This is a genomic window from Leptospira jelokensis, assembly GCF_004769635.1.
GTDB lineage: Bacteria > Spirochaetota > Leptospiria > Leptospirales > Leptospiraceae > Leptospira_A > Leptospira_A jelokensis.
This window is the reverse complement of record NZ_RQGH01000026.1, coordinates 681643-706880: the sequence shown is the minus strand read 5'-3', so window position 1 is coordinate 706880 and position 25238 is coordinate 681643. Positions and strand designations below refer to the sequence as shown.

24 protein-coding genes are annotated in these 25238 nt (G+C 39.0%); 12 read left to right on the top strand and 12 right to left on the bottom strand.

From position 1 onward, the window contains the following. Window positions 1–80: 80 nt before the first annotated feature. From EHQ62_RS13335 to aroC, 4 genes are read right to left on the bottom strand one after another with little or no spacing between them, the layout of a single operon-like run. Window positions 81–608 carry a NuoI/complex I 23 kDa subunit family protein gene (locus EHQ62_RS13335; RefSeq protein ID WP_135643504.1) on the bottom strand — a complete coding sequence of 176 codons (528 nt, stop codon included), beginning with the start codon at window positions 606–608 and terminating at the stop codon, window positions 81–83. Then, window positions 595–2043 carry an NADH-quinone oxidoreductase subunit G gene (locus tag EHQ62_RS13330; protein ID WP_135643502.1) on the bottom strand — a complete coding sequence of 483 codons (1449 nt, stop codon included), beginning with the start codon at window positions 2041–2043 and terminating at the stop codon, window positions 595–597. Before EHQ62_RS13330 ends, EHQ62_RS13335 begins: the two co-directional genes overlap by 14 nt. Window positions 2044–2097: 54 nt before the next feature. Then, window positions 2098–2838, bottom strand: a complete 741-nt coding sequence (locus tag EHQ62_RS13325; protein ID WP_135643500.1) for a response regulator — start codon at window positions 2836–2838, stop codon at window positions 2098–2100. A gap of 15 nt (window positions 2839–2853) precedes the next feature. After that, window positions 2854–3990 carry a chorismate synthase gene (gene aroC / locus EHQ62_RS13320; RefSeq protein ID WP_135643499.1) on the bottom strand — a complete coding sequence of 379 codons (1137 nt, stop codon included), beginning with the start codon at window positions 3988–3990 and terminating at the stop codon, window positions 2854–2856. Here aroC and EHQ62_RS13315 point away from each other — a divergent pair. From EHQ62_RS13315 to EHQ62_RS13300, 4 genes are read left to right on the top strand one after another with little or no spacing between them, the layout of a single operon-like run. Further along, window positions 3984–4547 carry an LIC_10042 family TonB-like protein gene (locus tag EHQ62_RS13315; protein ID WP_135643497.1) on the top strand — a complete coding sequence of 188 codons (564 nt, stop codon included), beginning with the start codon at window positions 3984–3986 and terminating at the stop codon, window positions 4545–4547. The two genes, aroC and EHQ62_RS13315, sit on opposite strands and share 7 nt — an antisense overlap. Beyond that, on the top strand, window positions 4534–5073 hold the full coding sequence (locus EHQ62_RS13310; RefSeq protein WP_135643496.1) for a UpxY family transcription antiterminator: 540 nt from the start codon (window positions 4534–4536) through the stop codon (window positions 5071–5073). Before EHQ62_RS13315 ends, EHQ62_RS13310 begins: the two co-directional genes overlap by 14 nt. Further along, a complete protein-coding gene (locus EHQ62_RS13305) occupies window positions 5070–6044 on the top strand; it encodes a KpsF/GutQ family sugar-phosphate isomerase (RefSeq protein WP_135643494.1) in 975 nt (324 codons plus the stop codon). Before EHQ62_RS13310 ends, EHQ62_RS13305 begins: the two co-directional genes overlap by 4 nt. A 5-nt stretch (window positions 6045–6049) precedes the next feature. Further along, window positions 6050–6766, top strand: coding sequence for a type I 3-dehydroquinate dehydratase (locus tag EHQ62_RS13300; protein WP_135643492.1), 717 nt, complete (start codon window positions 6050–6052; stop codon window positions 6764–6766). Between the two features lie 136 nt (window positions 6767–6902). On the opposite strand, the gene EHQ62_RS13295 is transcribed toward EHQ62_RS13300, so the two are convergent. The 3 genes from EHQ62_RS13295 to EHQ62_RS13285 are packed head-to-tail and all read right to left on the bottom strand — an operon-like array spanning window position 6903 to window position 10655. Beyond that, complete coding sequence (locus EHQ62_RS13295; RefSeq protein WP_135643490.1) at window positions 6903–8486, bottom strand: tetratricopeptide repeat protein; 1584 nt, start codon at window positions 8484–8486, stop codon at window positions 6903–6905. Between the two features lie 44 nt (window positions 8487–8530). Next, the gene (locus tag EHQ62_RS13290; RefSeq protein ID WP_135643488.1) at window positions 8531–10138 is read right to left on the bottom strand and encodes a GMC family oxidoreductase; all 1608 of its coding nucleotides are present in this window, start codon (window positions 10136–10138) and stop codon (window positions 8531–8533) included. 10 nt (window positions 10139–10148) lie between these two features. Next, entirely contained in the window at window positions 10149–10655 is a 507-nt protein-coding gene (locus tag EHQ62_RS13285) for a hypothetical protein (RefSeq protein WP_208720680.1), read from the bottom strand. Between EHQ62_RS13285 and EHQ62_RS13280 the strand changes: the two genes are divergently transcribed. Genes EHQ62_RS13280 through EHQ62_RS13265 form a run of 4 tightly spaced genes read left to right on the top strand, consistent with a single transcriptional unit; the run spans window position 10597 to window position 15354 of the window. Next, on the top strand, window positions 10597–12021 hold the full coding sequence (locus EHQ62_RS13280) for a peptidoglycan recognition protein family protein (RefSeq protein WP_135643484.1): 1425 nt from the start codon (window positions 10597–10599) through the stop codon (window positions 12019–12021). The genes EHQ62_RS13285 and EHQ62_RS13280 overlap by 59 nt on opposite strands. A 13-nt stretch (window positions 12022–12034) precedes the next feature. Then, window positions 12035–14677: an aminopeptidase N gene (gene pepN / locus EHQ62_RS13275; protein WP_135643482.1), complete on the top strand. Its 2643-nt coding sequence runs from the start codon at window positions 12035–12037 to the stop codon at window positions 14675–14677. A 6-nt stretch (window positions 14678–14683) separates the two neighbouring features. Further along, window positions 14684–15013, top strand: coding sequence for a TRL-like family protein (locus EHQ62_RS18745; protein ID WP_341866977.1), 330 nt, complete (start codon window positions 14684–14686; stop codon window positions 15011–15013). Beyond that, the gene (locus EHQ62_RS13265) at window positions 15010–15354 is read left to right on the top strand and encodes a TRL domain-containing protein (RefSeq protein WP_135643477.1); all 345 of its coding nucleotides are present in this window, start codon (window positions 15010–15012) and stop codon (window positions 15352–15354) included. The genes EHQ62_RS18745 and EHQ62_RS13265 overlap by 4 nt, the downstream gene beginning before the upstream one ends. On the opposite strand, the gene EHQ62_RS13260 is transcribed toward EHQ62_RS13265, so the two are convergent. Further along, the gene (locus EHQ62_RS13260; protein ID WP_208720679.1) at window positions 15351–16307 is read right to left on the bottom strand and encodes a glycerophosphodiester phosphodiesterase; all 957 of its coding nucleotides are present in this window, start codon (window positions 16305–16307) and stop codon (window positions 15351–15353) included. The genes EHQ62_RS13265 and EHQ62_RS13260 overlap by 4 nt on opposite strands. Window positions 16308–16669: 362 nt before the next feature. On the opposite strand from EHQ62_RS13260, the gene EHQ62_RS13255 reads away from it, so the two are divergent. Further along, entirely contained in the window at window positions 16670–17158 is a 489-nt protein-coding gene (locus EHQ62_RS13255; RefSeq protein ID WP_135643473.1) for a helix-turn-helix domain-containing protein, read from the top strand. A 14-nt stretch (window positions 17159–17172) separates the two neighbouring features. Here EHQ62_RS13255 and fliG read toward each other — a convergent pair whose 3' ends face one another. Then, complete coding sequence (fliG, locus tag EHQ62_RS13250) at window positions 17173–18186, bottom strand: flagellar motor switch protein FliG (protein WP_004785217.1); 1014 nt, start codon at window positions 18184–18186, stop codon at window positions 17173–17175. Between the two features lie 258 nt (window positions 18187–18444). Between fliG and EHQ62_RS13245 the strand changes: the two genes are divergently transcribed. Then, entirely contained in the window at window positions 18445–19020 is a 576-nt protein-coding gene (locus EHQ62_RS13245; RefSeq protein WP_135643471.1) for a TetR/AcrR family transcriptional regulator, read from the top strand. Between the two features lie 13 nt (window positions 19021–19033). Continuing rightward, a complete protein-coding gene (locus EHQ62_RS13240) occupies window positions 19034–20089 on the top strand; it encodes an MBL fold metallo-hydrolase (protein WP_135643469.1) in 1056 nt (351 codons plus the stop codon). 12 nt (window positions 20090–20101) lie between these two features. Here the strand turns inward: EHQ62_RS13240 and EHQ62_RS13235 are convergent, their stop codons facing one another. Next, window positions 20102–20734 carry a hypothetical protein gene (locus EHQ62_RS13235; protein WP_135643467.1) on the bottom strand — a complete coding sequence of 211 codons (633 nt, stop codon included), beginning with the start codon at window positions 20732–20734 and terminating at the stop codon, window positions 20102–20104. Between EHQ62_RS13235 and EHQ62_RS13230 the strand changes: the two genes are divergently transcribed. Further along, window positions 20733–21779: a YIP1 family protein gene (locus EHQ62_RS13230; protein ID WP_135643465.1), complete on the top strand. Its 1047-nt coding sequence runs from the start codon at window positions 20733–20735 to the stop codon at window positions 21777–21779. The genes EHQ62_RS13235 and EHQ62_RS13230 overlap by 2 nt on opposite strands. On the opposite strand, the gene EHQ62_RS13225 is transcribed toward EHQ62_RS13230, so the two are convergent. Then, window positions 21753–22727: a M23 family metallopeptidase gene (locus EHQ62_RS13225; protein ID WP_135643463.1), complete on the bottom strand. Its 975-nt coding sequence runs from the start codon at window positions 22725–22727 to the stop codon at window positions 21753–21755. The two genes, EHQ62_RS13230 and EHQ62_RS13225, sit on opposite strands and share 27 nt — an antisense overlap. Before the next feature lie 12 nt (window positions 22728–22739). After that, window positions 22740–25196 (bottom strand): sensor domain-containing protein, encoded by a 2457-nt coding sequence (locus EHQ62_RS13220; protein ID WP_135643461.1) that lies wholly within the window; start codon window positions 25194–25196, stop codon window positions 22740–22742. Window positions 25197–25238: the final 42 nt, after the last annotated feature.

Genomic DNA, 25238 nt, shown 5'->3' with positions numbered 1-25238 from the left:
ATTGAAATACTTAAGTCAAACACCCGGATGTATTTTGAAAATACAAACCCGGGTCATAAATTCGCTGAAAGGTTAGAATTTTAATTCCTTTGGCCGAGGATGGGACCACCTGTTTTTTCCATCATCCTTTCTTTGGTTAAAAACAAATCTTCCCGGTTGTCGGCTGCCATCTCACCTGTTCCATCTAAATAAATCGCACCTTTGGGACATGCCTCTTCGCATAACCCACAGAAAATGCAACGTAACAAATTGATCTCAAATTTTTTCGCAAACTTATCTTCAGGGTGAAGGTGTTGGCGTTCTGCTGGCACTTCTGCTGCTTCGATGTGAATCGCATTGGCAGGACAAATCCACATACAGCAAAAACAAGCCGTACACCTTTCTCGACCTTGTTCATCCCGTTTCATCGAGTGCATCCCGCGAAACCGAGTTGAATATTGTCGTTTTTTATCAGGGTATTCAATGGTGACTTGTTTGTTAAAAAAAGCAACTTTTACAAAATGTTTTAGAGTGATCCAAAGGCCTTTGCCGATGGACCAAAAATAAAATTTTTCATACCAAGAAAACTGGTGTTTTTTGGCTACGTTGACGACATTAACGGTTCCCAACGGATGCCTCCATTTTTTTTGCCATGGTATTTAGAATGAGTTCTACAACACCGGCAGAAGTGAACAACCCTTGGATGGGGTTCATTGACTTTTCAAAGTTTTGTTTTAATCCGTTTTTATTCGTAAAACTTCCTTCTGATTCACAGAAAATTTGAATTGGTGCCGCCAAACTTGCGTTCTTTGCAGCATCAGTCAAATTCGTATCAAAACAAATCACTTTGTTTGGATCGATTCCATCTGGAATTGATTCCTTTAGAAGGATCACCAAATCAATGGTTCCTTGTTTTACTGCAGAAACAATTCCAGAAATACCTTGGGGAGTGGTAAGACCTAAATCAATTGCTCCTTTTGTATTCGGGTGGTAGTCTTTTGTGAGTAAAAAGTCAACTTGTTCGGTTTCTTTGTTTTGTGCATCTGTTACACGAGATTCCCATTGGATGGTTTTTCCACCTAACTCACGTGAGAGAGTTTGAAGATTGTTTTTGAGAGCTTCTAAGCTTTCGTTGGATTCGTGTGCACCACCAAGAACAACGATCGACTTGGCTTCTTTCATCCGATCGATGATTTTTGATACAACCACTTGGGAAGTTGAATTTTTTCCATTTTCCAAATAACTGAGCAAACGATTTTGATTCATCCAATCCAGGTCAAACCGACCTTTGTCACAAAGAAAAAACATCCCTTGTTCAAAGTTTTCACGCACCATGTAACGATACATTTTGTTGTCTCGTACATTCGTTGTTACATTACATCCTGTAGAACATCCATGGCATACAGATTTATGTGATTTGTACCACCAAACGCGTGATTTAAACAATGTTTTATTATTGAGTAGGGCTCCTACAGGGCAAATGTCAGCAAGTGCTCCTTGGTAGTTGTGGTCAATTGGTTCGGATTTCGCAAGACCGATGATGGAATGGTTCCCTCTTTCAAATAAACCGAGGTTTGACTCACCTACTTTTTCTTCTTCAAAACGAACGCAACGGTAACAAACAATGCATCGATTGTGATTGATGATCAGATTGGTTCCAATCTCTTCTTGAGGGATATTTCGTTTTTCGAATTCAAAACGTGAATGTCCTGTTCCCGATCCAAATGCATTGTCTTGCAAACGACATTCTCCAGCTTTATCACAAACTGGACAGTCTAACGGGTGATTGGCGAGAAGGAATTCCATGGTACCAGCGCGTGCTTCTTTCACACGATCAGATTTGGTAATGATACCCATTCCCTCTTTTACAGGAGTATTACAAGCTGCTTGTAACCGAGGCACCCCTTCAATCTCAATGAGGCACATGCGGCACATACCGACAATGCTCAGAGCTGGGTGGTAACAGAAGTAAGGAATTTCGACTCCTACTTCTTTTGTTGCATCAATGAGGTTTTTCTTTTCGTCGACTTCGTATTCGACTCCGTCTATCTTTATCTTAACCAAAGAACAGACCCCCTAGGTTTGATTAGACTTAGGTCTTTTGATTTTGTCAAACCTTCATTTGGAAATTATATTTACCTCGGATAGATACGAGTAGGGTTGTAAGTCCACAACATGATTCGAAAAATATTCAGAATCCACAAATAGGGAACTGGCTCTGATATTGGTCTGTTTTAGAATTTTGGCGATCAAATCATCTAAAATCTGTAAGGCACGGACTTCATAAAAAAAAGCATTATCGAGATTGATTCTCAAATTGGTGAAGGACCCTCGCCCCGCCAAGGTCAACATAAAGCGGTCGTAAATTTCTTCGGTCGATTTTTTCCCTGGGCATCCTTTGATATCCAATTGGATTTGGGAGATCGAAAGTTCTGTCACATTCACCTGTAATGGGAATTCCTTTTTGTCGATGATGTTTTCTGGTTTGAGTTGCAGGACCTGGGCGATTTTTTCGAGAAGGGCAACATTCGCAATTGGTTTCAACAAATAAGCGGTCACATGGCTGTATGCGGCACGTTTCACTTGGTCCTTTTCACTCACAGCCGTCAACATTATGACCGGAGTGAGTTTTAACATCTCCTTTCCTTTTTCAAGAAAACTGATCCCATCCAAATATGGCATGTTCACATCACTAATCACCAAATCGTAACTATTGTTTCGAACTTTCGTAAGCCCAGACATCCCATCCACAACATGAGTCACGTCAAAATTGTATCTCTCTAAAGTATGCAATAAAAGTTTGGCGCTACTCTCATCATCTTCTAAGAGTAAAATTTTATAAACTTTGGGACGATTCATTGGATCTATATTCCTCTATTGGTTTGGAATGGCGTTTAAATTCGCATACTTCAAAAACCATTTTGGTTGAAGGGCTCTTTGGTAAAGGTAAGCGTCAACTAACACTAGATTTACGACTGCTTCCACAATGGGAACTGCCCTTGGCAATACACATGGATCATGACGACCTTTGGCTTTGAGAATGGTTTCTTTGTTTTGGTCGTTAACGGTTTTTTGCTCTTTTTTGATGGTAGAGGTTGGCTTAAATGCAGCCCGAATCACGAGATCCATTCCATTGGAGATTCCACCTTGGATCCCTCCCGAACGGTTTGTTCGTGTTTTCACTTTGCCAGTGCCTTCTTCAATATAAAATTCATCGTTATGAGTACTTCCTGTTTGGCGAGTACCTGAAAAACCAGACCCAACTTCAAATCCCTTACATGCAGAGATTGATAGAATGGCTTTTGCTAAATCTGCATCTAACTTATCGTATACGGGATCACCTAGGCCAGGAGGGAGATTTCGAACCACAACTTTCACCACACCACCAACCGAATCTCCTTCATCTCGGAGTTTGCGGATAAGAGTTTCCATTTCGTCATTGGCGGATGGTTTTGGGCAACGTGTGGGAAATTGGTCTACGATGTCCCTTGAGATTGGGTATTCATCTTCTGTGAGATTCGAATCAATTGGTCCAATCGAGTCTACAAATCCTACCGTTGAGATTCCCAATTCATTTTCTAAAATCACTCGTGCAAGGCCGGCTGCTGCAACACGTCCAATGGTTTCGCGAACCGAAGATCGTCCCCCACCCACATGGGCTCTGTGGCCATATTTTTCAGAATATGTATAATCTGCATGTGAAGGTCGGAATACATGGGCCATCTCATCATAATCACTGCCAATGGTATTTTGGTTGTTCACCTTCATTAAAATGGGGCTACCAGTGGTTTTGCCTTCAAACACACCAGACTCCACGACCATTCGGTCCTTTTCGTCTCGTGGAGTTGTGAGGTCATTTTGGCCTGGCCTACGGCGTGTAAGATCTTTTTGGATTTCTTCTTCCGGAAATGGAAGCCCTGCTGGCACTCCATCCACTACAACTCCAACGGATGTTCCGTGAGACTCTCCATAGGTCGATACTCTAAAAATTTTTCCCCAACTTGATGGCATATACGGACAATGAAAATGGAGATTGCATTCTCTCCAATAAAGTTTTTCATGAACTTGGAATGCACTCCCTCTTCAATGGACCCAAATATAAGGCAATTGGCTTTAGCATCGGGATCCACCTTTTGTTCTTATTGCTTACCTTGGCAAATCTCTACAAAAGTGACATAGATCCTTCACTTGTCCAACTGCGGAAAGGTGGGAGTATTTCTTCCTTCCAGTTGCATCTGTCAGTGGGAATGGGCGAAAAAAAAGAATCCCTCTCCCAAACCAATTCACCAAGTGAAGGAACCAAAACCACAAAGGATGAAATCTCCGAATTCCAAAATTGCCTCAGTTACCCTAGTTTGGCATTAGAACAAAAATTAGAGGATGATTGTGTTTACAGGCTCTCAGTAAAAGAAGATGGTTCTTTAGAAAAAATTGCAGTGGTCACAGCATGTAGGTATGCGGTTTTTGATCAACAGGTGCGACGCCAACTCGCTGAATGGCAATTTTCGTATTCCAAAGGCAAAGAATTTGTACTTCCAATTAGGTTCCGTTTAGATGTCCGAGACTAATCCACAATCCGAAGAAAGGGAATGGTACATTGTTTATACCAAACCGCGTGCGGAAAAAAAACTCAGTGAACTCCTTCGAAAGTACAATATTGAGAACTACTTACCCATCCGCAAAGAAAGGAAAAAATGGACAGATCGTTTTAAGTGGATCCAAGTTCCCATCTTACCTTCGTATATTTTTGTGAAGATTGTGTTTTGGAGGGATAAAAATAAAGTCCTCCAACTCCCAGGTTCCCTACATTTTGTTTTCCATAAAGGGCAACCTGCAATCGTGGAACAAAACGATTTGGATGTTTTAGAACAAGGCCTAAAAGACTATGCGGAGTCACTCAAAATGAACCCTGAATTATTATTCCAAAAAGGCAAAGTGGTTAAAATCATCGATGGACCTTTTACTGGCAAAACCATGGAAATCGTCAAAGTAAAAAACAAAACATTAGTCGTTTGTAGAATTCCAGGTGTGGAGACAATATTTTCTTATGAAATCAATATGGATCATATGGCCTGGGAGGAATTGATTCAATGAAAGCAAAAGATACATTAACGATAGTCAAGCAAGCATTAGATGACGAAATTTCATCCCTCATCCATTTTAGAGAAAACTTAGATCCTTCCGTCAAAGAATGTGTTGAGTTAATCCTGAAATCAAAAGGGAAAGTGATTGTGACTGGTGTTGGAAAGTCTGGTGATATTGCCAAAAAAATCTCCCATACACTTTCCTCCACAGGTACTTCCGCTTATTTTTTACATCCGACAGACGCCTCCCATGGAGATTCTGGTATTGTAGGACCTGACGATGTTGTGCTTGCCATCGGGAAAAGTGGTGAATCAGAAGAACTCAATTATATTTTACCAACCCTTCGTAAAATTGGAGCAAAAATTGTTGGTATCACCGCAAACAACAAATCGAAGTTAGCGGAACTTTCCGATATTGTCATCATCACTCCCGTACTAAAAGAAGCTTGTCCATTGGACCTTGCACCTACTTCCAGCACAACCATTGCTCTTGTTTTGGGTGATGCCATTGCCGTTGCTCTTATGGAATTAAAAGAATTCAAAGCAGATGACTTTGCATTGTACCACCCGGCGGGTCGACTGGGAAAAAGGCTTTCGTTGTATTTATCAGATGTCATGCGAAAGGGAGACCGAAATGCTTCCATTCCCACCCATGCCAACCTTGAAGTGATCTTAAAAGAAATCACGGAAAAAGGCATTGGAGCAACAGGAGTTGTGGACGGTAAAGGCAATTTGGTTGGCCTTATCACAGATTATGATATCAGAAAATACCTCACCAAACACACATTATCTCCTAACGTGACAGCTAAAGAAATGATGAATCCAAATCCCAATAGTTTCCAACCAAATGAAAAAGCATATGATGTTCTCATCAAAATGGAAGGACGCGAAAGACCAATTTCTGTGGCTCCAGTAGTCGATGAAAATGGGGTTTTTGTTGGGATGATTTCCCTCCATGATTTATTACAAAAAGGATTATAAAGACAATGCCAGATTCCTATAAAATTGTTGCTTCTGTAGGTGAAGACGAACTACGCCATTTACAAAAAAAAGATGTAAAAGATGTAGATGTGATTGAAGTCCGATTGGATTTATTTTCTAGAAATTACATCCAAAAAGAGATGAAAAAAAAGATCAAGGCACTCGGTCTTCCTGTCCTTTTCACTTACCGGCGAGCAGAAGATAGCAGTGTTCGCTCTTACGTGAAACTTTTCCCAGAGGATGTGGAAGGGATCATCAAAGATTTTAATGACAATGCAAATTATTTGGATATTGAACTTAATCGTGAAGATACAATTTTTCGAAATTACGAAACTTTGAACTACCGAATCATTTATTCTTATCATTCGTTTAAAAAATCAATTTTAGCTAATGAAATGAACCAATTCATTGCTAAGTCAAAACCCGTTAAGAAAAAAAATCCGATTTATAAATTTGCCATCACTCCAGAAAACATCGAGGAAACTGCTGATTTTTTAAACGATATCAAACTTCTTTCCAAAACACATACTATGATTGGAATTTGTATGGGAGAGCTTGGAATCATTTCCCGTGTGTTTGGCGACAAATTCAATTCGTCATTCACTTATATGACTCTCGGTGAACCAAAAGCCCCTGGTCAAATTTCGGTGGATACGTTTAAAAAAATGCGAGCAGACCTTTTCAAAAGTCCACAATCGGCCAAAGAATCGAAAGAAGATTGATCGGGAGAGTGGTTAAAAATCCGAAAAAAGGCAGAGTTGAAACCATTGTCTCTAACGAAAAATTTCTCTGCCAAAATTTGAAATCATACATCTTGTAAAGAGTTATCTCAGTACTATCGTTACAAGAATTTTGAACCTAAGGAACTTTCCCTGCTTTTGTTCTCAAAAATTCTTGGAAGGAAATGTCTTTCCAAACTTCTTTAAAATCTTTTTCTAAACTCGCAGAAGTCCAGTATTCAGGTTTTAATTCGGCCGCCAATTGGAACTCTTCTTTCGTTTTGGTGATGTCATTTTTTTTCGCATAACAACGGGCAAGTAGGTAATGAGCTGCAGAGGACCCAGTTGTTTTTTGCAAATATGGAATGGCCAAATCAATTTTTCCACCATAGAAATAATTTCTTCCTCGATAGAACAAATACTCACGACCCGTGGAAATGGTTTGGTCTTTTTCTAAAACTGCAAAGTAGGAATCGGCCATATCGAAGGCATTGTTTTCGGTATATTTGCGGGCTAATTTTAAAAATCCAACCTGAAACTTTTCGGGAGTTTGTGTTGGGTCTGGGAATTTGGTTTTGATGAATTCGGAATATTTGGCAAAACTCGATTCAAATTTTTTAGTTTTGTTTCCAGCCTCAAACATACAAACAAAACGAAACATATGGGATTCCACTTGGTTTGGATTGAAGGAAAGGGCTTTGTCAGAAGACTGAATGCATTTTTCCCAATCCGATTTTTGTTCATACAATCGTGCTAAGGCAAGGAGTGGTGTGTCCTTTTGGACTTGTTTGAATGCTTCTTGGAAGGATGATTCCGCTTTGTCAATTTCTGCTAATTTTTGGTAAGCAATTCCCTCATTCAAATAAACATAATACAAAAACACATTTGTATCCTTTGAAAATGGATTTTTTTTCGCTCTTTCAAAAGATTCAATGGCCGCCTTAGGTTCATCTAACCTAAGTTTAATGATTCCCATTTTGTAATGGTATCTGGATCGTGTTGGATTTTTTTCAATGAGAAGGTTTAAATTCGATTCTGCTTTATCGTATTTTTTTTCATCAAAAAGTGCGAGAACATAATCCCAACGTACATCTTCCAAATTGGGTTGGTTTGCCAATATTTGTTCGTAAGACTCACTTGGTTTTGTGGTCTCTTTGTCTTCTCCAGGTTCGTCCACTTTTTTGATTGGATCTTTTTTGGAATCAGTTTGCTTCGAATCTGTTTGTTTTGTCTCGTGTTTCGGTTCTATTTTTGTTGGTTGAGAATATGTTTGAGTTGTAGAAGAAGGGTTTCCTTTGTTTCCTACAGCTCGGTTATAAATTTTTTGTACTTCTTCGTTTTTAGGATCATACTTTAAATAACGAGAAGCATATGTAGCAGATAAATTCCAATCTTGGTGGTAATTAAAAAATAACGCCAACTTCAATAAAACAGTTTTCCTTTGGTCTTTATCTAAGTCCAAATCGGCAGCTCTACGAAAATTTTGAATGGATTTTGGATAATCTTTTTTGTATTCGTAGATATACCCCAAATACATATATGCCTCACCGTCTTGCGGGTGTGAGTCGGCGTGTTTCATAAATTTTTTAATGGCTTCGCCGTATGCTTTTTTAGAAAAAGCCTTTTTTCCTTCTTTCATTGCATCGCTATCGATAGCGAAGGCTGTAGTATGAAAGATGACAAAAGTGAATAGAAAGGAAAGATATTTCCGCACGGATTCCAAACTAGTTGGAACCCATGGGAATGAAAGGGATTTTTGGAAAAAAGTTAGACCTTCGTTCTTTCTTCTTTCTGTGCCGCTAAATTACGCGATGCTCTGAGAACGATACTCATCGTCGTTATTTGTGGGTTCACCGAAAGTCCTGTAGGGTAAACTGAGGCATCCATGACAAATATGTTTTTATGACCATAAATTTCCAAATTTAAATCAACTGCTCCCTTCTCAGGATCATTTGCTGACTGGATGGAACCATGCGGGTGGGCCGATCCCACTGATAGATCTCCGGGCCTTGTGCTTTCTTTTAAGATCCAATCAAAGTTATCGTTCCCTGTAACCTTGTATGGTTCTGTAAACCGAGTGAAAGGGAATATCAATTCTTTGGCACCTGCTGCAACGGTTACTTCCGCCAAAGCCTTTAATCCTTTTAGCATATTCATTCCATCTGTTGGGGTGAGCTCAAAGTAAACCTTTCGTCTTCCAAGACTGTACTTCACACTGGCGTTTGCTTCGCCATCCGCACCATCCCGAACGAGAACAATGCCTGCATTGTATTTGGTATAATCCTTCATGACATCAAACTGTTGTTTGCCGTAAAAGGGAACCAATGAGGAAGCAAGTGTTGGTCTATAAGGAGCCGCTTCTAACCAATACCCATAACCAGTTCCATTTTGGTTATGTCCATCTTTGATCACAATGGACTGTGGTGGTCCTTGGAACATTTTGATTTCGGAATCAAACTTACCAAAGATGGTCGAAGTTGGATGGACTTTTAAATTCCTTCCCACCCAACCATTCCCAATCCCACTCCTTTGCAAAAGGGCAGGACCTTCAATGGCACCAGCACTCACAATGACAACTGGTGCTTTGATCTCCATTGTTTCTATGATTTCGTTTGGTGCCTTTTCATAAGCATCTGGAGTAAACTCCGCAACAACCGTTTTGATTTTTCCATCACGGATTTTTACTGCCCGCATATTGGAAACAACGGTTGCACCTGCTTCAATGGCATCGGGGATCCAAGTAAGGAATGTGGATTGTTTTGCATTGATCGGACATCCGAGTCCGCAACGACCAAGACCAATGCATCCCCGATTATTGTTACGTAAAACTTGTGGTGTGAGTCCAATTTTTTTCCCACCCACACGTAATACATTATTGTTCGCATTGATTAAGTTATCTGGAACTTCGTGCACTCCCAATCTTTCGTGAACTTCGGAAACATAGGGATCCATTTCTTCTCTTGAATACCCTTGCCATCCAAATCGTTCACTCCACTCATTGGTCACATAATCAGGTGGGTACAAAGATGTTTGCCAATTGACTGTGGTCGAACCACCAATTGACTTCCCTTGTAAAATCGATAACGTTTGTTCTTCGGTAACAATGAACCCAGCGTCTCGGTAAAGCCTTGCTTGCGACAAAAATTCGTCTGAACTAAATTGTGCAGGAGTGAAATAACTCCCTTCTTCGATTAAGACTACCCTCCATCCATTGGATGCAAGTTCTCTAGCCGCTACGGCACCGCCAGCACCAGATCCTATGATCACAACATCAGCTGTGAGTTCCCATTTTCCATTTTTGATTTGGTGGGTTTTGATCGTGTCTGCGTGTTTTTTTGGAGTGATGATTTTTTCGTTAAATGTAGGAATTCCCATGTTGTCCGCCTTATAGGGTATAACCGACAAATTTTTGGTACTCTTTGTCGGAACTGAGAAGGAAAAATGAAATTTGTCTTAAGATGGCATACACACCACGTTTGATTCCAAGTGAAGAATGTTTCCATTCGTGTAATCGTTTGATACGTTCTTCTGGTGGAAGTTTGACTATCGGTGTGAAGGAAAAATCAAGAGCTATCGCAGCCAAGATTGAGGAAGGCACACTGGCTAACAGCTGTATAACGCTCTCTGTTTCAATCGGATAGGGATGACCATATACATAATTATCTAAGGCAAGTCCCAAATCAAAATTGGGAATGGGATTGTCATGTAAGAAGACTTCTTGCAAACTGCGAAAACTATGGTATTGTTCTGGAGAAATTCCCCGAAGAGTGGGAGTGTTCACTCCTGGACCACAATTCACTCCCTGTATGGATACAGCAGTTAAGGCAAAACATTTGAGCGAAAATTTTAAGAAACGATTTCGTGAAAGTAGGAATGGTGTGTGCGGCTCCAAATCTCATTTCCTTCGGTTAGATTTGAACCCATTGTGTCAGAATCTTGTAAAAATATCACTCATTTTCCTTATTTTCACAGGATGTACTCGTTTTTTTGTAAGGACTCCAAACTATGCGAAGATCCAAGTTCCCAATTTAATTCCTTTTAGCGAAGTAGAAGGGATACGACAGATCCAATGGCAAAAAATAGCGAAACCAAGAGACCCAAAGTCCATCTCTGCCATCATCCTCCACAATTCTGGCAAACGGAAGTTTGCAGATTTCTTTCGTTTATCGGTGGAGAACCAATTTCTATTTCATATTTATATCGATAGCAATGGAACCATTTATGGTGATCCCAATTTTTTAACAAGGGAATGGACGGCTGCACCAGGAATTGATACGGAAGCCATCCACATTGTTTACGAAGGGACTCAAGAGACTCTCTACAATCAAAAAAAACAAACAGAAGTTTTGCAAAATACCATCGATGCATTGGCCGAAGACCTCTACATTCCCAAAACCAATTATGATATCATTTCCAAAAAAGGAATTTTCACTCACAACCAAGCAAAACGTAGGTTTGGTGGGTTTGTCGATTTTTCTTCTTGTGGAAGTGAGCTAACACTCAACCAAATCCTTTCGAACATTGGTGGAAAGTTTTATGAAGAAGATGATTGGAAAGACAGGTTTGTCACAGGTTGGGTTTTAAAAAAAGAAAACAAAGACTTACTTAAGGATTCATTCCATCCAACAAATGGTCGTGGCATCACCAAAGCGGAAAAAGTGATCTTCAATCATTTGGAAAAAACAGAGAAAGGTTTCACTCCAGAAGATTACCGAGTGAAGTACACCTTCCGTGGGAAAATCAAACCTAGTTGTGTGGTCCTCCACTACACCGCTATCTCTGAATACTTTAAATCACTTCGCACCTTGGAAGCAAGGAATCTTACTGCTTCCATCATGATTGATTCCAATGGAAAAGCCTACCAACTCGTAGATGTGATCGAAGACCGCGCGGCCGCTGCTACAGGTACCAATGACAATTGTATCCAAATCGAAATTGTAGCAAAAGACACGGAAGAATTATTAAAACAACCAGAACAAATCCAAAAAGTAAAAGACTTAGTCCTAGAACTGACAACCAAATACAAAATACCTTTGTCCAATGAAAAGTTGGAAGACTTAAGTGGAGTTTTCAGTCATACCCAAGCCAAAAAAAAATGGGGTGGATCAATCTTTCTCAATGCAAAGGATTTTGATCCTGGGGAAGAATATATGGAACTCATTTTAAATTCGATTGGTGGAAAATACTTTCCCGAACCAGAATGGAAAAATCGAAGGACCATGGACTGGGCCATATTGTACCGCAATTTTCAACCATAATTAGGAAGATTTTATGAAACAAACACTCACCATTCTCACAATAGGATTCTTAATTTTATTCCAACACTGTCAATTGACAAAGCCCAAGTACCACTTAACATTACAAGAAGCAGAATCCCGTTACGAAACAATCGAAAACATAAAATACAATTTAGATATTCAATTGACGACTAAGGAAAGTTTTAAGGGAAAAGTAGACATACATTTTGTTGGCAAAAGGATTCGTGACCTACGTTTGGATTATTTCCAAGGAGAAATAAAATCCATCGTGATGAATGATGAAGTCCTTTCCGGGTTCGAGTATAAAAATGGACACATCCAATTGCCTTCTGACAAACTGATGATTGGAAACAACAAAGTATCTGTGCTGTTTGAAACTCCTTATGCGAAAACAGGCAATGGATTACACAAATTCATCGACCCCGATGACAAAGAAACGTATCTCTATTCGCAATTTGAAGCTTTCCATGCGAATAAAATGTTTCCTTGTTTTGACCAACCCGATCTAAAAGCAACGTTCCAACTCCAAGTAAGAGCACCAAAGAATTGGAAAGTCATCTCCACTACCCTTGCCTCATTACAAAGTAAAACAGAAAATCCAGAGGAAATCTTACACCAATTTCCTGAATCCAAAAAGATTTCAACCTATGTGTTTTCATTACATGCAGGCCCTTACCAAGTATGGGAAGACAAGTTTGAGTCCATTCCCCTTCGTTTGTTTGTTCGTAAATCGCTCGCTAAGTATGTTGATCCGAAAGACTGGTTTACATTCACAAAAGAAGGTTTTGTATTTTTTAATGCCTATTTTGGAATTCCTTATCCATTTGAAAAATACGACCAAATCATTGTACCCGAATTTAATTTTGGTGCCATGGAAAACGTAGCAGCTGTTACATTTTCAGAACGATTTGTGTCCCGTTCACCAATGACTCGTTCCCAAAGAGAAAATCTGTCGGATGTTGTTTTACATGAAATGGCTCATATGTGGTTTGGAAACCTTGTCACAATGAAATGGTGGAATGGTCTTTGGCTTAACGAAAGTTTTGCGACCTATATGGCAAGTTTGGCCCAATCAAAAAATTCTGAATTCCAAGAAACTTGGATTAGTTTTTTTGAAAAAATGAAACAATGGGCCTACGAAGAGGATAGTTTTAGCACAAACCATCCTGTCGAAGCAAAAGTAAACGATACAGAAGAAGCCTTTACTCAATTTGATGGGATCACATACGGAAAAGGTGCTTCTGTTTTAAAACAGTTGGTGTTTTTTATCGGTGAGGACAGTTTCCAAAAAGGAGTTCAAAATTATTTACGTAAGTATTCTTACTCCAATTCAACACTCGCCGATTTTTTAAAGGAACTCGAATTTGTAAGTGGTTTCTCCATGAAAAAATGGTCAAAGGATTGGTTGGAAACAAAAGGTACAAACCAAATCGAACTCACAACCATTTGTGCAGACAACCACCTTTACGGAAAAATCATCCAATCAGCACCAGGACCCGAAAATAAATTCCGAGACCACAAAACAAATTTAGGAATTTATTTTTTTGATAAAACCAATCTTTCCTTACGTTTTGAAGAGTTTCCAGTTGTTTACTCTGGTCGTTCTAGTGAAGCCATCATTCCCTTAACCACTTGCCCTGACTTTGCTTTTATCAATTCGGATGACCATGACTTTGCCATTTGGAAATGGACGAATACAAATTTAGAAAATTTGGAATATGTATTGGAACATGATAAAGTTCCAATGCGAAAACTCATTTTGTGGACTGACTATTTCAGACAGGTTACTTTAGCAAATCTAACATTCGATGATTTTAAAAACAGTGCTGTTCGATTGTACAAAACTGAAACGGATACAAAAATCAAACGATGGATATTATCTCGGCTCACAAGCGATACCGGTGCATCTTATTTCACCAGCCGGTTTTGGTTTCCCGAAACCAAACGAAACGAAGGCATCGACTCCCTGCAAAGCTTTTTATTGGAAGAATTATCAAAAGTAAAACCTGGATCTGACGAACAAAGGTATTTGGTTTTATCCCTTATCGATTCAACGTTTACGGATCCAAGTCAAAAACGATTGTACGATGTATTAGAAAACAAACTTAGTTTCCCAGGATTCAAAGTAGACCAAGATCTTCGATGGAATATGATCACAAAACTAAGCTCACTGGAAAAAGACCGAAACAAAATCCAAACCATCATCGATCGTGAAAAAAAATTAGATCCTTCGAGCCGAGGTGTGAACGCTAGTTTGGCGGCAGAAGCGGCAGAACCAAATGCTAAGGTAAAGGAAAAGTGGATTCAAGTTTTACTGAATCCAAAAGCAAGTGAGTACTCCACTTCTACATTACGAGTGGTCTCTTATTCACTTTTTCCAGAATACCAAAAAGACATCCAACTCCAATTTTTGGATTTGTATTTTAATGCTTTGGATCAGTTCCAACACACGGATGACGAAAACTATTTGGATGCATTTGCAAAAAGTATGGCTCCTGACTTTTGTACCGATGAAACACTTCTCATTCTAAAGAAATTCACAGGCAACCATCCAAAACTTCCTGCACCTGTGAAAAAAACCCTCTTCAAACAAATTGATTTAGAAGGTAAGTGCATCCAAATGAAACAAAAACACAAACAAATCATGGGGATGTAAAGGTTATTGGATTTGTCGCAATTCAAAAATCTCCATTTCCGTTTGTTGATCCTATCATTCCTACTCTTTGGAACTTGCGCATCCCCTGGGTTTGGACCAAGAGGGCTAATCTTCACCAAAACAAAAATTGGTATGTATGGCACGGGGGAAACTTCCAAAAGGAGGGTGACTTCTTGTGCACACTCTATCCTTGGATTCATATCCTACGGAGATGCATCCTTTGAATTTCTAAAATCTAGGTCCAAAATCCAAACAGTAACTGAAACCAATTGGACTACTTTCGCAGTTCTTGGACTTTATGCAAATTTATGTGTCGAAATTTCAGGCAACGAATGAAACCGTTAGTAGACAAATTCCAATTTTATTGTGCGATTTTCTTTCTAATTCTTTTTCTTAGTTCCTGTGCTAATTTTGGACAACCCCAAGGCATTGGACCAACTGGACTGTTTTATGCTTCTTATACTCTTGCAGTTTCGGAAAGACCTCTCCCCAAACAACCGTTAAAAGTTGGAAAATCTTGTCTCAAACGAATTGGTTTTTTCTATGTGACAGGTGATGCCAGTATATCTGCTGCTGCAAGTGTTGGAAACATCCAGGAAGTATTTCGGATAGAAAAAGAGGCAACAAATTACCTCTCTCTCTATTCTACTTTATGTACAGTGGTCGGAGGGATTTAGTTTTTTCTAACGACCACTTTATCTAACAGATCAGGATAATCTGAAATGATCCCATCCACCCCACAAGAAACCAATCGATTCATTTCTTTTTCTGCATTCACAGTCCAAGGGATCACCAAAAGCCCTTTATCATGTGATGATTTCACAAACTTGGGTGTTACATATAAAAAATAAGGGGATATGATATCCGCTTGTTTGTCTTTTGCTTTTGTAATGATGGATTCGCGATACCCATTCCCAAATCCAATGGTCATTAGAAATCCTTGGAAATAGGTAGGAACAAAAAGAGCGCTGGTTTTGATTTTTGGATTTTTTTGTTTCGAAACAGAAAGCGTTCGTAAATCAAAGGATTGGATTGTTGAACGATCTACCACTTTGAATTTCTCGATGATCTGAATTAATTTTTCCGTATGTTCTTTTACCAAACCGTCAGAGGCAGATCCATCATCTGGAAATTTAGTTTCGATATTAAATTCATACACTTCTTTGGATTTTTTTTCGTGTTTTTGGACCAATTCAAAAAATTCCTCTAAGGACAATAACTTGGTTCCGGGAACTGGAACTTGTTTTGGAAAATTAGGATTTTGTTTGGAACCACAGTCTAACGCTTGCAATTCGGCAAGAGTAAGTTCATATAATGATTTTTTTTGGATCTCTGATCCATCTGCATTTTGGCAAATGACAGGGTTTGTTTCAGAATCATGATGGATGACGATACGTTTGTCTTTTGTCAAAACGGTATCCAATTCCAAAGTCACCATTTTATATTTGATGGCTTCTTCAAAAGCAGGCCATGTATTTTCAGGTTTTAAACCACGTGCCCCGCGGTGGCCTTGTAAGTCGATGTCCTTACGCAAACGATTGGGAGTTTCGACACTGGCACAATTCACAAACAACAAACTCATCAAACCTACAAAGATGTAGATTGGAGACAACGAACGGATCAATTTCATCAAAGTTACCCTACTTGGGCAAAATTCCACCTTACGATTTTATTGCATCAAGTAAGAAAAAAGATTCGATTTTAGAAAAAAAATGGAAGGGGATGGGTTTCGGCGAATGGGGAACTTCCCTTTCTTTTTATCTGCTTTTGCCACCTTCTGATTAGAAAAGGATGGAAAAAACGAGCACACCACCTACGGTAACATCGGTGGTGGCTCCAGAAAGGAAATTTAGCGTAATTTCAGCCTAACGCAGATTTCCCAATCTAAGTCAACCTTATCCATGCGAATCTTATTCTTCCAAACCGTTGGGAACGTTTTTGGAGCCTTTTTAGAACGTTATTAACGGTTTTTTTAAAATTTTTTTGGAGCACATGGAAAAAGTTAACCATTTCAGAAATTATAGAGAACGTCGAAACCTCACACGCATTCAATTATCAGAAAAATTGAATATTCCAAGATCAGCCATTGAGTTATTGGAAACCGAAGATTGGATGCGATCCAAATTTGATTATGTCGTTTTGGTAGCGAAGGAACTCGGACTTTCACTCATTGATTTGATCCGGAACGAATTTGATTACGATTTAGAAAGAGAGTTCTTTAATGAGGAAGAATTTGAAGAGATCGTGGCAAGGTATGCCAATGCCCGGGTGACCCTCATCCTTTCCGAATTAAAATTATTCTGCCGGAATGCAAAGGTGAGGTTGGATGATTTTGATGTGACCGAACTTTCCTTTTCCATGGGAAGTTTGCACAAACTCATTACCCTAAACCAAAAATTGGAACGTGGGGAAATTAACCCCAAAGATGCACTTGTCGAATTCCCACCAAAATGGGGAAAGTTTAGCAACCGTAATAGTTAAAAACCCCTTGTGGCCTATACCACAAGTTCGTCTTCTCCCGCACGTGCCACAACGATCTCTCCCGCTTCTTCCAGTTTACGGATGATGTTTACAATTTTTTGTTGGGCATCTTCCACGTCTTTCAAACGGACTGGACCCATAAAGTCCATATCTTCTCGGAGAAGGTTTGCGGCACGTTTTGACATGTTTTTGAAAATTTTATCTTGTACTTCCGAATCTACTGACTTTAACGCTTTCGCCAAATCAGTGTTATCCACTTCACGCATTACCTTTTGGATCGCACGGTCATCCAGTAAAACGATATCTTCGAAGACGAACATCCGTTTTTTGATCTCTTCGGCAAGTTCTGGGTCTTCCTCTTCCAAGGCTTCGATGATGGTTTTCTCTGTTCCCCGGTCGACTAGGTTCAAAATTTCTACCACGGAATCAATACCCCCAGCAGAGGTGTAATCTTCAGAAGCAAGTGTGGAGAGTTTTCGTTCTAACACCCGTTCTACCTCGCGGAGTACGTCTGGTGACACACGGTCCATGGTGGCGATTCGTTTGGCAACTTCCGCTTGGATTTGGTGTGGTAAGTTAGATAAGATATTGGATGCTTTTTGTGGATCCAAATACGATAAAATAAGGGCGATGGTTTGAGGGTGTTCCCCCTGGATAAAGTTGAGGAGGTGGGCCGGGTCTGTTCTTCGAATGAAGTCAAAGGGCCTTACCTGTAACGAGGAAGTAAGGCGGTTGATGATATCGATGGCTTTCTGGTTACCGAGAGCTTTTTCGAGAAGTCCTCGAGCAAAGTCGATACCACCATTGGTGATAAATTCCTGTGCCATCATGAGTTCGTTGAACTCAACAAGCACCTTCTCTTTATCTTCCGGAGTGATTTTATCTAATCGAGCAATTTCGAACGTGATTTGTTCGATCTCGTCTTCACGAAGGTGTTTGAAAATTTCGGAGGCCACTTCGTTTCCAACCGCAACCAAAAAGATGGCGGCCTTTTGTCTACCTGTGAGCGATGGCTTCTTATTGATCATACTTCGTCCCGAAATCCGTACTACTTACTGTATCGGCCTAGTCTCAAAAAAACAATGAGATTTATTCGAACTGAAAAGTAGATTCTGAATGCCTATGAATTGCATTCTTACGAAACCCTAATTTTCTACCCGTTCCCAACCCTTGGTTTGGTCGCTTGGTCTCTTTTTTGGAATCCTAATCGACCTCAGCTCCTCTAGAAATTCGATGGGTCCATTTTTTATGTTGACCGGTCTATTATTTATTTAGACATAGGTTTTGTGGGCAAAAAAGGATTTGATACCAAACAAAAGATGATCGAAGTGATGGCTTCACTTTTGGAAGGTTCTGGGTATGAAGCAACTGGTCTAACGGAACTTGGGAAAGAAACAGGAACACCGAAAGGTTCTCTTTATTTCCACTTCCCAGGAGGGAAGGAGGAACTCACAAGCCTTGCAATTGAATATTCTGGAACACAGTTAAATCAATTTTTCCTTTCAGTCTTTGCAAACAGTGGAAATCCATCGAATGCCATTAAACAAGTATTTCATGCTCTGGAAGAAAGGATTGTTTCCAGTGATTACAAAAAAGGTTGTCCCATTGCAACCACTGCCATGGAAACAGCCGGCAAATCAATCATCGTTGCCAAAGCCTGCCAGGAAGTTTACAACCTTTGGTTGAAAACGTTTGAAACCTATTTGGTATCCAATGGTTACAGTACACGGGTGGCAAAAAACCTTTCGCTTTCCATCCTCTCTTTATGGGAAGGAGCGTTATTGCTTTCCAAATTACAAAGATCGCCGGAACCGTTGCGAATGGCAGAGAAAACAGCAGAAAGTTTGTTAAAACAAAATTAAAGGGTAAAAAAACATGAAAACAATCTCAAAATCAAAAATCGTCACTTTATTGGTATTTGGTGCAATTACCAGTTTTATTGTATACTTTTTGGGATATCCGAATGAAAAAATCCAATCCAATCCAATAAAAACTTCTCAATCAGAAGAAAATCTAACAAAAAACAAAGACGGTCGTAACCAATCGGACCAATCGAAACCTAACAAAGATTCCAATCTGATTCCCAAACCAAAAACAAATTCTAATTTGGTTTTTTCCATTTTGAAAACAGGGGAAGCAAAGACCTTAGAGGCCTTTGTCATCGAAGGAGGATCGGTTATTAAACTTGTGACGGTCAACCATTCAGCATTTTTCATCCAACACCCAAAAGGGAATTTTTTATTTGATACAGGACTTGGAACCCAAATCAAAGATCAGTTTGCTATGTTTCCCTTTTATCTAAAAGTTTTGATGGAATACAAACTCATCGAAACAGCAAAGTCACAATTAGAATCCAATGGAAATGATCCCGAAACCATTCGCGATGTATTTTTTTCTCATTTGCATTGGGACCATGCTAGTGGATTAAAAGACTTTCCAAATGCCAAGATCCATAGTGGAAAAGATGAGTTGAATCATGCAAAAATTGAACTTGGTTACATTCCATCACAGTATGATGGAAAGGCAGTGAAATGGGATCACCTTCAATTCAGCGATACACCTTATGCTACTTATGCGAAAAGTTTAGATTGGTTTGGTGATGGAACGGCCGTCTTTGTGCCAATGAAAGGCCATAGTGAAAGTTCCGTTGGTTTGTTTTTACACACAGAAAATGGTGAAGTGTTTTTTTTAACAGGCGATATCGTCTGGAGAAAAGAAGGGTTTGTAGAACTTAAACACAAACCAAGAGGCGCAAGATGGATTGTGGATTATGATGTGAAAGAACTGGGAACAGAAATTGCCCGGGTGCATGAACTGCTGAACGTAAATCCGAATCTAAAGGTGATCCCTGCTCATGATCATGATACACAATTCCCATTTGGATTCTTTCCTAAAGTAATTGGTGGAAAGAATTTAATGACGATGGATTGATTGGGAATTTTATTAGGAGGTACCTTTTGGTACCTCGTTTTGGTACTCCGCTTGGTCATCCAATAATTGTTTTTTGTTTAACAAGGATTTGATCCCTTGTAAGGAGGATTCCAATTGTTGGATGTCTTTTCCAATCGATTCATGATTTTCGTGGATTGAGTTGTGAAATCCATGTAGCTTTCCCATCAGTTGGTGGTAATCCGATGAAACTTGGTGGAGGGCCGAATCCCAAGTTTTGGGTGAAATCCTTCTTTTTTTCCAATAGATTTTTTTGCCAAAACCATAAAGCCACATGCTGACACCAACAGCATGCAGTGGCACAAGGATGTACAACGAAGCAATGATTACCTTACCATAGGAAACTTCTTTGGAAAACAAACCCCAAAAATAAACCCAAAGGAATGCGAGGAATACGACTGCCAGAGTCAAATTGGCCTTTGGTGTACTCGGAGAGATGGAGTTAAAAATAGAAAGGAGGATGACAGAAAAGATAAGTAAAAGGAGAACTTCCCAAGGGACTAAAGTAAAAAACAAATCCCAAAACTTTTGAAAATTCTCCCAACTCGTTTTGATCTGGTTGATGGTTGTTTGGATTTCAACAATTTGGTTTTGGATTTTTTGAAAGAAGTCTGTAATCGCCGACATGAACCAAATACTAAGCAAAATCAAAAATCAGGCAAGTGGTTTCTTCACTCAATTTTTCTCACCTAGCACCACTAGAAATCTGCTCCTCCTTTACACCGTGCTTGTGGTCCCATTTTTTATTTACCACGAATCTCACCTTCCTTGGCATTATATCTTTGTTTTGTGTCTCATATCCCTTGTTGTAGGACTTTTGATTACCTACTTTAGTTTGTATTTGATCCAATTGTATTGGAAGGAAACCTTTCACCCTTTCATTGAAATCGGTGTTTTAGTCCTTTTTATTTTTGCATTATGGCTAACAGAAATTTTAGCTTTTGAAGCAGGAACGGTATTTTTATTTTTATTCATCACTATCGCTTTTTTTATCCGCATCCTCCAACTTACCGAATATGCAAGATTGTTGTTAGCATTTTGTCTCGTGGCAAGTAATGCTCTCATATCCTTTAAGTCATTACAAGGTGCTGAAATATACTCAGCCTATCTTTTATTCAAAAACAAATACCATATTGAAGAAAAAGATTTAAACAAATGGGAAGTCACAGAGAACAACAATTATTGGAATGAAGAACTTCAAATTGGTTTTACTTTACCGGAAGGAATGTTTTTTTACAAACCGGAAGATCTCAGTATGGAAAACAAAACGGGAGTTGGTCAAATCGCTGGATTACTTTCTTTTAGTGATCATGATGCAGAAAGGTATCCTTTTGTTAGGATTTTTTATTTTCCAGATTATGTTGGATTCCAAAAAGAACAAGCTTTCCAAGAGTTTTCAGAATTTTTACAGATCCAAGTGAGTAAAGGTGACATCGAAGACTTACAAGAGATCCAACAAAAAGAAATTCAGGATTTTATCTTATTTTCTAAGTTTTGGACATTTTATGATTTAATGAGACCACGGTATTCCAAAACGGGATTTATGATTTTCGAAAACGCAAGTCACGACAAACTTTTATTACACATTACTGAAAACCTAGAGAAAGGTGAAATTCACGAACAAGTCATCCGTGAATTTTTGAGTTCAATTCGATTCCGAAATCGACTGTAATGCAATGAGGGAAAGCGGATCAACTAACACTCCGTTGATCTTTGCTCCCAAGTGCAAATGTGGTCCGGTTGACATCCCTGTTGATCCAACGGTTCCAATTTGTTGGCCTTGTTTCACTACATCTCCGGCCTTCACTTTGATTTCATCTTGGTGCATATAAAACGTGAATATTTTATTTCCATGATCAATGATTGTAAAATTTCCTTCGTAATATGTTTTTTGGGCCAAAACAACTGTTCCATCTTGGATTGCATAAATGGGTGTTCCCGTTTTTCCCCGAAAATCCACACCTCCATGGGGCCTACCTTGTTTATTATTGTAGTCTCGCCTAACATAAAATTTACTAGTGATAAAAATTGATTCTAACGGATTTTTAAAATTCTTTTGGAATTGTAACGGACTTGATTTAGCAAACGCTAATTCTTTTGCATTTTTACATTCTTGGATAAAATCTAAAATTTCTTTTGGAAGTTCCTTTGTAACAAATTTTTCATCCACTTTGATTTGTTGGTTTTTTTTGATCACTTGGAATTTTGTGGGTTCTAAAATGATTTGGTATTGTTTTTGCCCACGTTTCACAAAAAAGATTTTTGATACAATTTCTAAGGTCATGGCACCAGCTGGTGTATCAGGTGAAATTGGTAAAAAAGCGATCATACTACTTTCGCGTTTGGTAAGAATTACATCTTTCCCTAACCAGCTGACCTTGTATGATTCATTGATCCATTTTTTATCTTTTGGAGTGAGTCGTAAAAAAATAACTTCACCTCGAGTGAAACGACGGGCTTCCATCAATAAGGAAAAGTTTTTTTCTTCCTTTTTAACGAAGTAATTCCCTTGTGATGTTACCTGTTTCGGTGATTTCTTTTTGACTTCACGAGATTCCGCAGGGACAGCTTGGACAAAAAATAGGATAAATGATAAGATCGAAATTGTACGGACCATCATCCTAAATTTCGGCTATTTTGTTTTTGTGGATTCGTTAAATTTTTTTACAAAGGCAACAAATTCTTCTGCAGGCAGAGGTTTGCTATAAAGGTAACCTTGGATCATATGGCATCCCAAATCATGCAACAAATCCCTTTGTGCTGCATTTTCGACACCTTCTGCAATCACTTCTAAACCAAGAGAATGGGCCATATTGATAATGGCCTTACAAATCGCTCTGTCATCTTCATTGAGTTCTAAATCTACAACGAAAGACCTATCAATTTTAATTACATCAGCATCAATTTTTTTTAAGTAACTCAGTGAACTATAACCAGTACCAAAATCATCAATCGAAACTTTGATTCCTAACTCAGAAAGGTATTCAAATGCCTCTATACTTTTTTCAGGATTTTCCATGATGGAACTTTCCGTGAGTTCCAATTCGATTTCTTCTGGATTGATTCCATATTGTAAGATGGTAGCTTGCACACGGTGTGACCAATTGGATCTTGCTAATTGTTTACCACTCACATTGACGCTTAATGGAAAACTTGGTAACTTCATCTCACACCATTCTTTTTTCAAACGGCATGCCTCTTCCAAAACCCAATCCCCAATCCTTTCGATGATCCCTGAGTCTTCTGCTACGGGAATAAACTCAATCGGTGGAACCCAACCTCGTTCTGGGTGTTTCCATCGAATGAGGGCTTCTGCTCCACAAACTTGATTTGTGATCGTAGAAATTTTTGGTTGGAAGAATAAAATTAATTCTTCGTTTTGGATCGCTTTTCGTAGTGAGTTTTCAATGTACAAACGTTTTTCAGAACGTAAAATGAGTTCGTTGGTGTAAAATTTATAATTATTACGACCAAGTTCTTTTGCTTTGTACATGGCCATATCGGAGTTTTTTAATAATTCAGCTGAGGTGATGCCATCATTTGGAGAGAGGGCAATTCCCATACTGATCGTCGTAAACAAGTCACGACCCATGATATGAAAGGGTTGGCTTAAGATATCTAATATTTTTTGTGCAAACTCTGCGGCGGCACTTTTATTTGGAACATCAACCTTTAAAATGGCAAACTCATCCCCACCAAAGCGAGCTACAGTATCCACTTCTGTCATCACTCGTTTGAGCCTTGCTCCAACCATTTGTAAAAGAATGTCACCCTTTGTATGGCCTAAACTATCATTGATGAATTTAAAGTTATCGATATCGAAAAAATAAAACGCTAAAAGGGTTTCTGTAGATTTATGATTTTTTAAAGCTTGGTTGGCATGATCGATAAACAAAGTACGATTGGACAAACCTGTCAATGCATCGTAATACGCAAGATAGGTGATCCTTTCTTCGGAAAGTTTTCGTTCTGTGATGTCTACGCCAAAACTAATGAATCGTTTTTGCGTTGTATCCGAATCATCAATTGGAATGTACTTTCTGAGTAAATAGGTTACTTTGTCATTGTGATCTTGGATGAGTTCTTCAAACTCAACAATCTCATTTTCTTTCGCTGCAACCTCTAAATATTTTCTTCTCGTTTCGTAAAATTCAGGTGATAAATCTAATTTTTCAGCAAGGTCTGCATCAGTTTTTTTGTACAACCACTTACGAATTTCTTTGTTGGTTAAAAATACTGGGTTTGTGTATTCATATTCGAAATTTGAATTTAATACGGCGATGTCGGAATCCAAATTATCCAAAATAAATTCATAAAAAGCCTTTTGGTTTTTCACTTGTTCTTGGCTACGTTTTCGTTCGGTAATATCACGAAAGGTTGCCCAAATCGCCATCTTCCCATTTACAGGAAAAAGTCGAAACGATGACTCTGTTGGGATCAACCTTCCCGATTTGGAACGAAGTGCCGTACTTTCAATTAAATTTCCTTGGAACTCTGCATCCTCATCGATTTCCACCGGGGGCATAAAAAAGGAAAACTCTTTGCCTATAATTTCATCCAACGCATATTCCAACACAACAACCGCTTGTTTGTTTGCATTGATGATTTGTTTGGTAGTAGGATCAATTTGCATTAGAATGTCTAAAGATTCTTCAAATACGTTTTCTAAAACCACTACCTTTTCGCGAATTTTATCGTAGGCGATCGAACGATTCATGTCCTCTATCAAACGTTCTGCGAAGTTCAATACTAAGTCCAAATTCCCAACAGAATATGTTGGTTCTGCCAAATGCAAAAACGTTGGGTGTGCTACTTGTGAAAGTGTTTCAGGAGACAAACTAACGGTTGATAGGATGACATAGGGAGACTCTGGGAAATGTTCAAAAATAAATTTTTGTTTTTCCATTGCCTTTGTATCATTCCAAAAGAGGAAAACCGCAGACTCCTGGATGGATCCAGGTTTGATTTTTAAGATAGAGGGGAAACTATGCACATGGCATGTTTCAATGTTTGTTATGTCACGAAGCAGTCGGTTGTAGAAATCATTCTCTGATTCTTCAATGTAGATAGTGATCTGCTTGAGTGACATGACCTAGGCATAGTAGACGAAAAATCCTTTTCCTTACAATAG

What these genes read in the sequence shown, in the direction of transcription:
- aroC (WP_135643499.1), bottom strand. Translation starts at nt 3,990, where the DNA reads ATGCCATCAAGTTGGGGAAAAATTTTTAGAGTATCGACCTATGGAGAG.
- EHQ62_RS13255 (WP_135643473.1), top strand. Translation starts at nt 16,670, where the DNA reads ATGGAAAAAGTTAACCATTTCAGAAATTATAGAGAACGTCGAAACCTC.
- EHQ62_RS13305 (WP_135643494.1), top strand. Translation starts at nt 5,070, where the DNA reads ATGAAAGCAAAAGATACATTAACGATAGTCAAGCAAGCATTAGATGAC.
- EHQ62_RS13260 (WP_208720679.1), bottom strand. Translation starts at nt 16,307, where the DNA reads ATGAAATTGATCCGTTCGTTGTCTCCAATCTACATCTTTGTAGGTTTG.
- EHQ62_RS13300 (WP_135643492.1), top strand. Translation starts at nt 6,050, where the DNA reads ATGCCAGATTCCTATAAAATTGTTGCTTCTGTAGGTGAAGACGAACTA.
- fliG (WP_004785217.1), bottom strand. Translation starts at nt 18,186, where the DNA reads ATGATCAATAAGAAGCCATCGCTCACAGGTAGACAAAAGGCCGCCATC.
- EHQ62_RS13230 (WP_135643465.1), top strand. Translation starts at nt 20,733, where the DNA reads ATGAACCAAATACTAAGCAAAATCAAAAATCAGGCAAGTGGTTTCTTC.
- EHQ62_RS13220 (WP_135643461.1), bottom strand. Translation starts at nt 25,196, where the DNA reads ATGTCACTCAAGCAGATCACTATCTACATTGAAGAATCAGAGAATGAT.
- EHQ62_RS13265 (WP_135643477.1), top strand. Translation starts at nt 15,010, where the DNA reads ATGAAACCGTTAGTAGACAAATTCCAATTTTATTGTGCGATTTTCTTT.
- EHQ62_RS13290 (WP_135643488.1), bottom strand. Translation starts at nt 10,138, where the DNA reads ATGGGAATTCCTACATTTAACGAAAAAATCATCACTCCAAAAAAACAC.
- EHQ62_RS13225 (WP_135643463.1), bottom strand. Translation starts at nt 22,727, where the DNA reads ATGATGGTCCGTACAATTTCGATCTTATCATTTATCCTATTTTTTGTC.
- EHQ62_RS13240 (WP_135643469.1), top strand. Translation starts at nt 19,034, where the DNA reads ATGAAAACAATCTCAAAATCAAAAATCGTCACTTTATTGGTATTTGGT.
- EHQ62_RS13235 (WP_135643467.1), bottom strand. Translation starts at nt 20,734, where the DNA reads ATGTCGGCGATTACAGACTTCTTTCAAAAAATCCAAAACCAAATTGTT.
- pepN (WP_135643482.1), top strand. Translation starts at nt 12,035, where the DNA reads ATGAAACAAACACTCACCATTCTCACAATAGGATTCTTAATTTTATTC.
- EHQ62_RS13315 (WP_135643497.1), top strand. Translation starts at nt 3,984, where the DNA reads ATGGCATATACGGACAATGAAAATGGAGATTGCATTCTCTCCAATAAA.
- EHQ62_RS13325 (WP_135643500.1), bottom strand. Translation starts at nt 2,838, where the DNA reads ATGAATCGTCCCAAAGTTTATAAAATTTTACTCTTAGAAGATGATGAG.
- EHQ62_RS13310 (WP_135643496.1), top strand. Translation starts at nt 4,534, where the DNA reads ATGTCCGAGACTAATCCACAATCCGAAGAAAGGGAATGGTACATTGTT.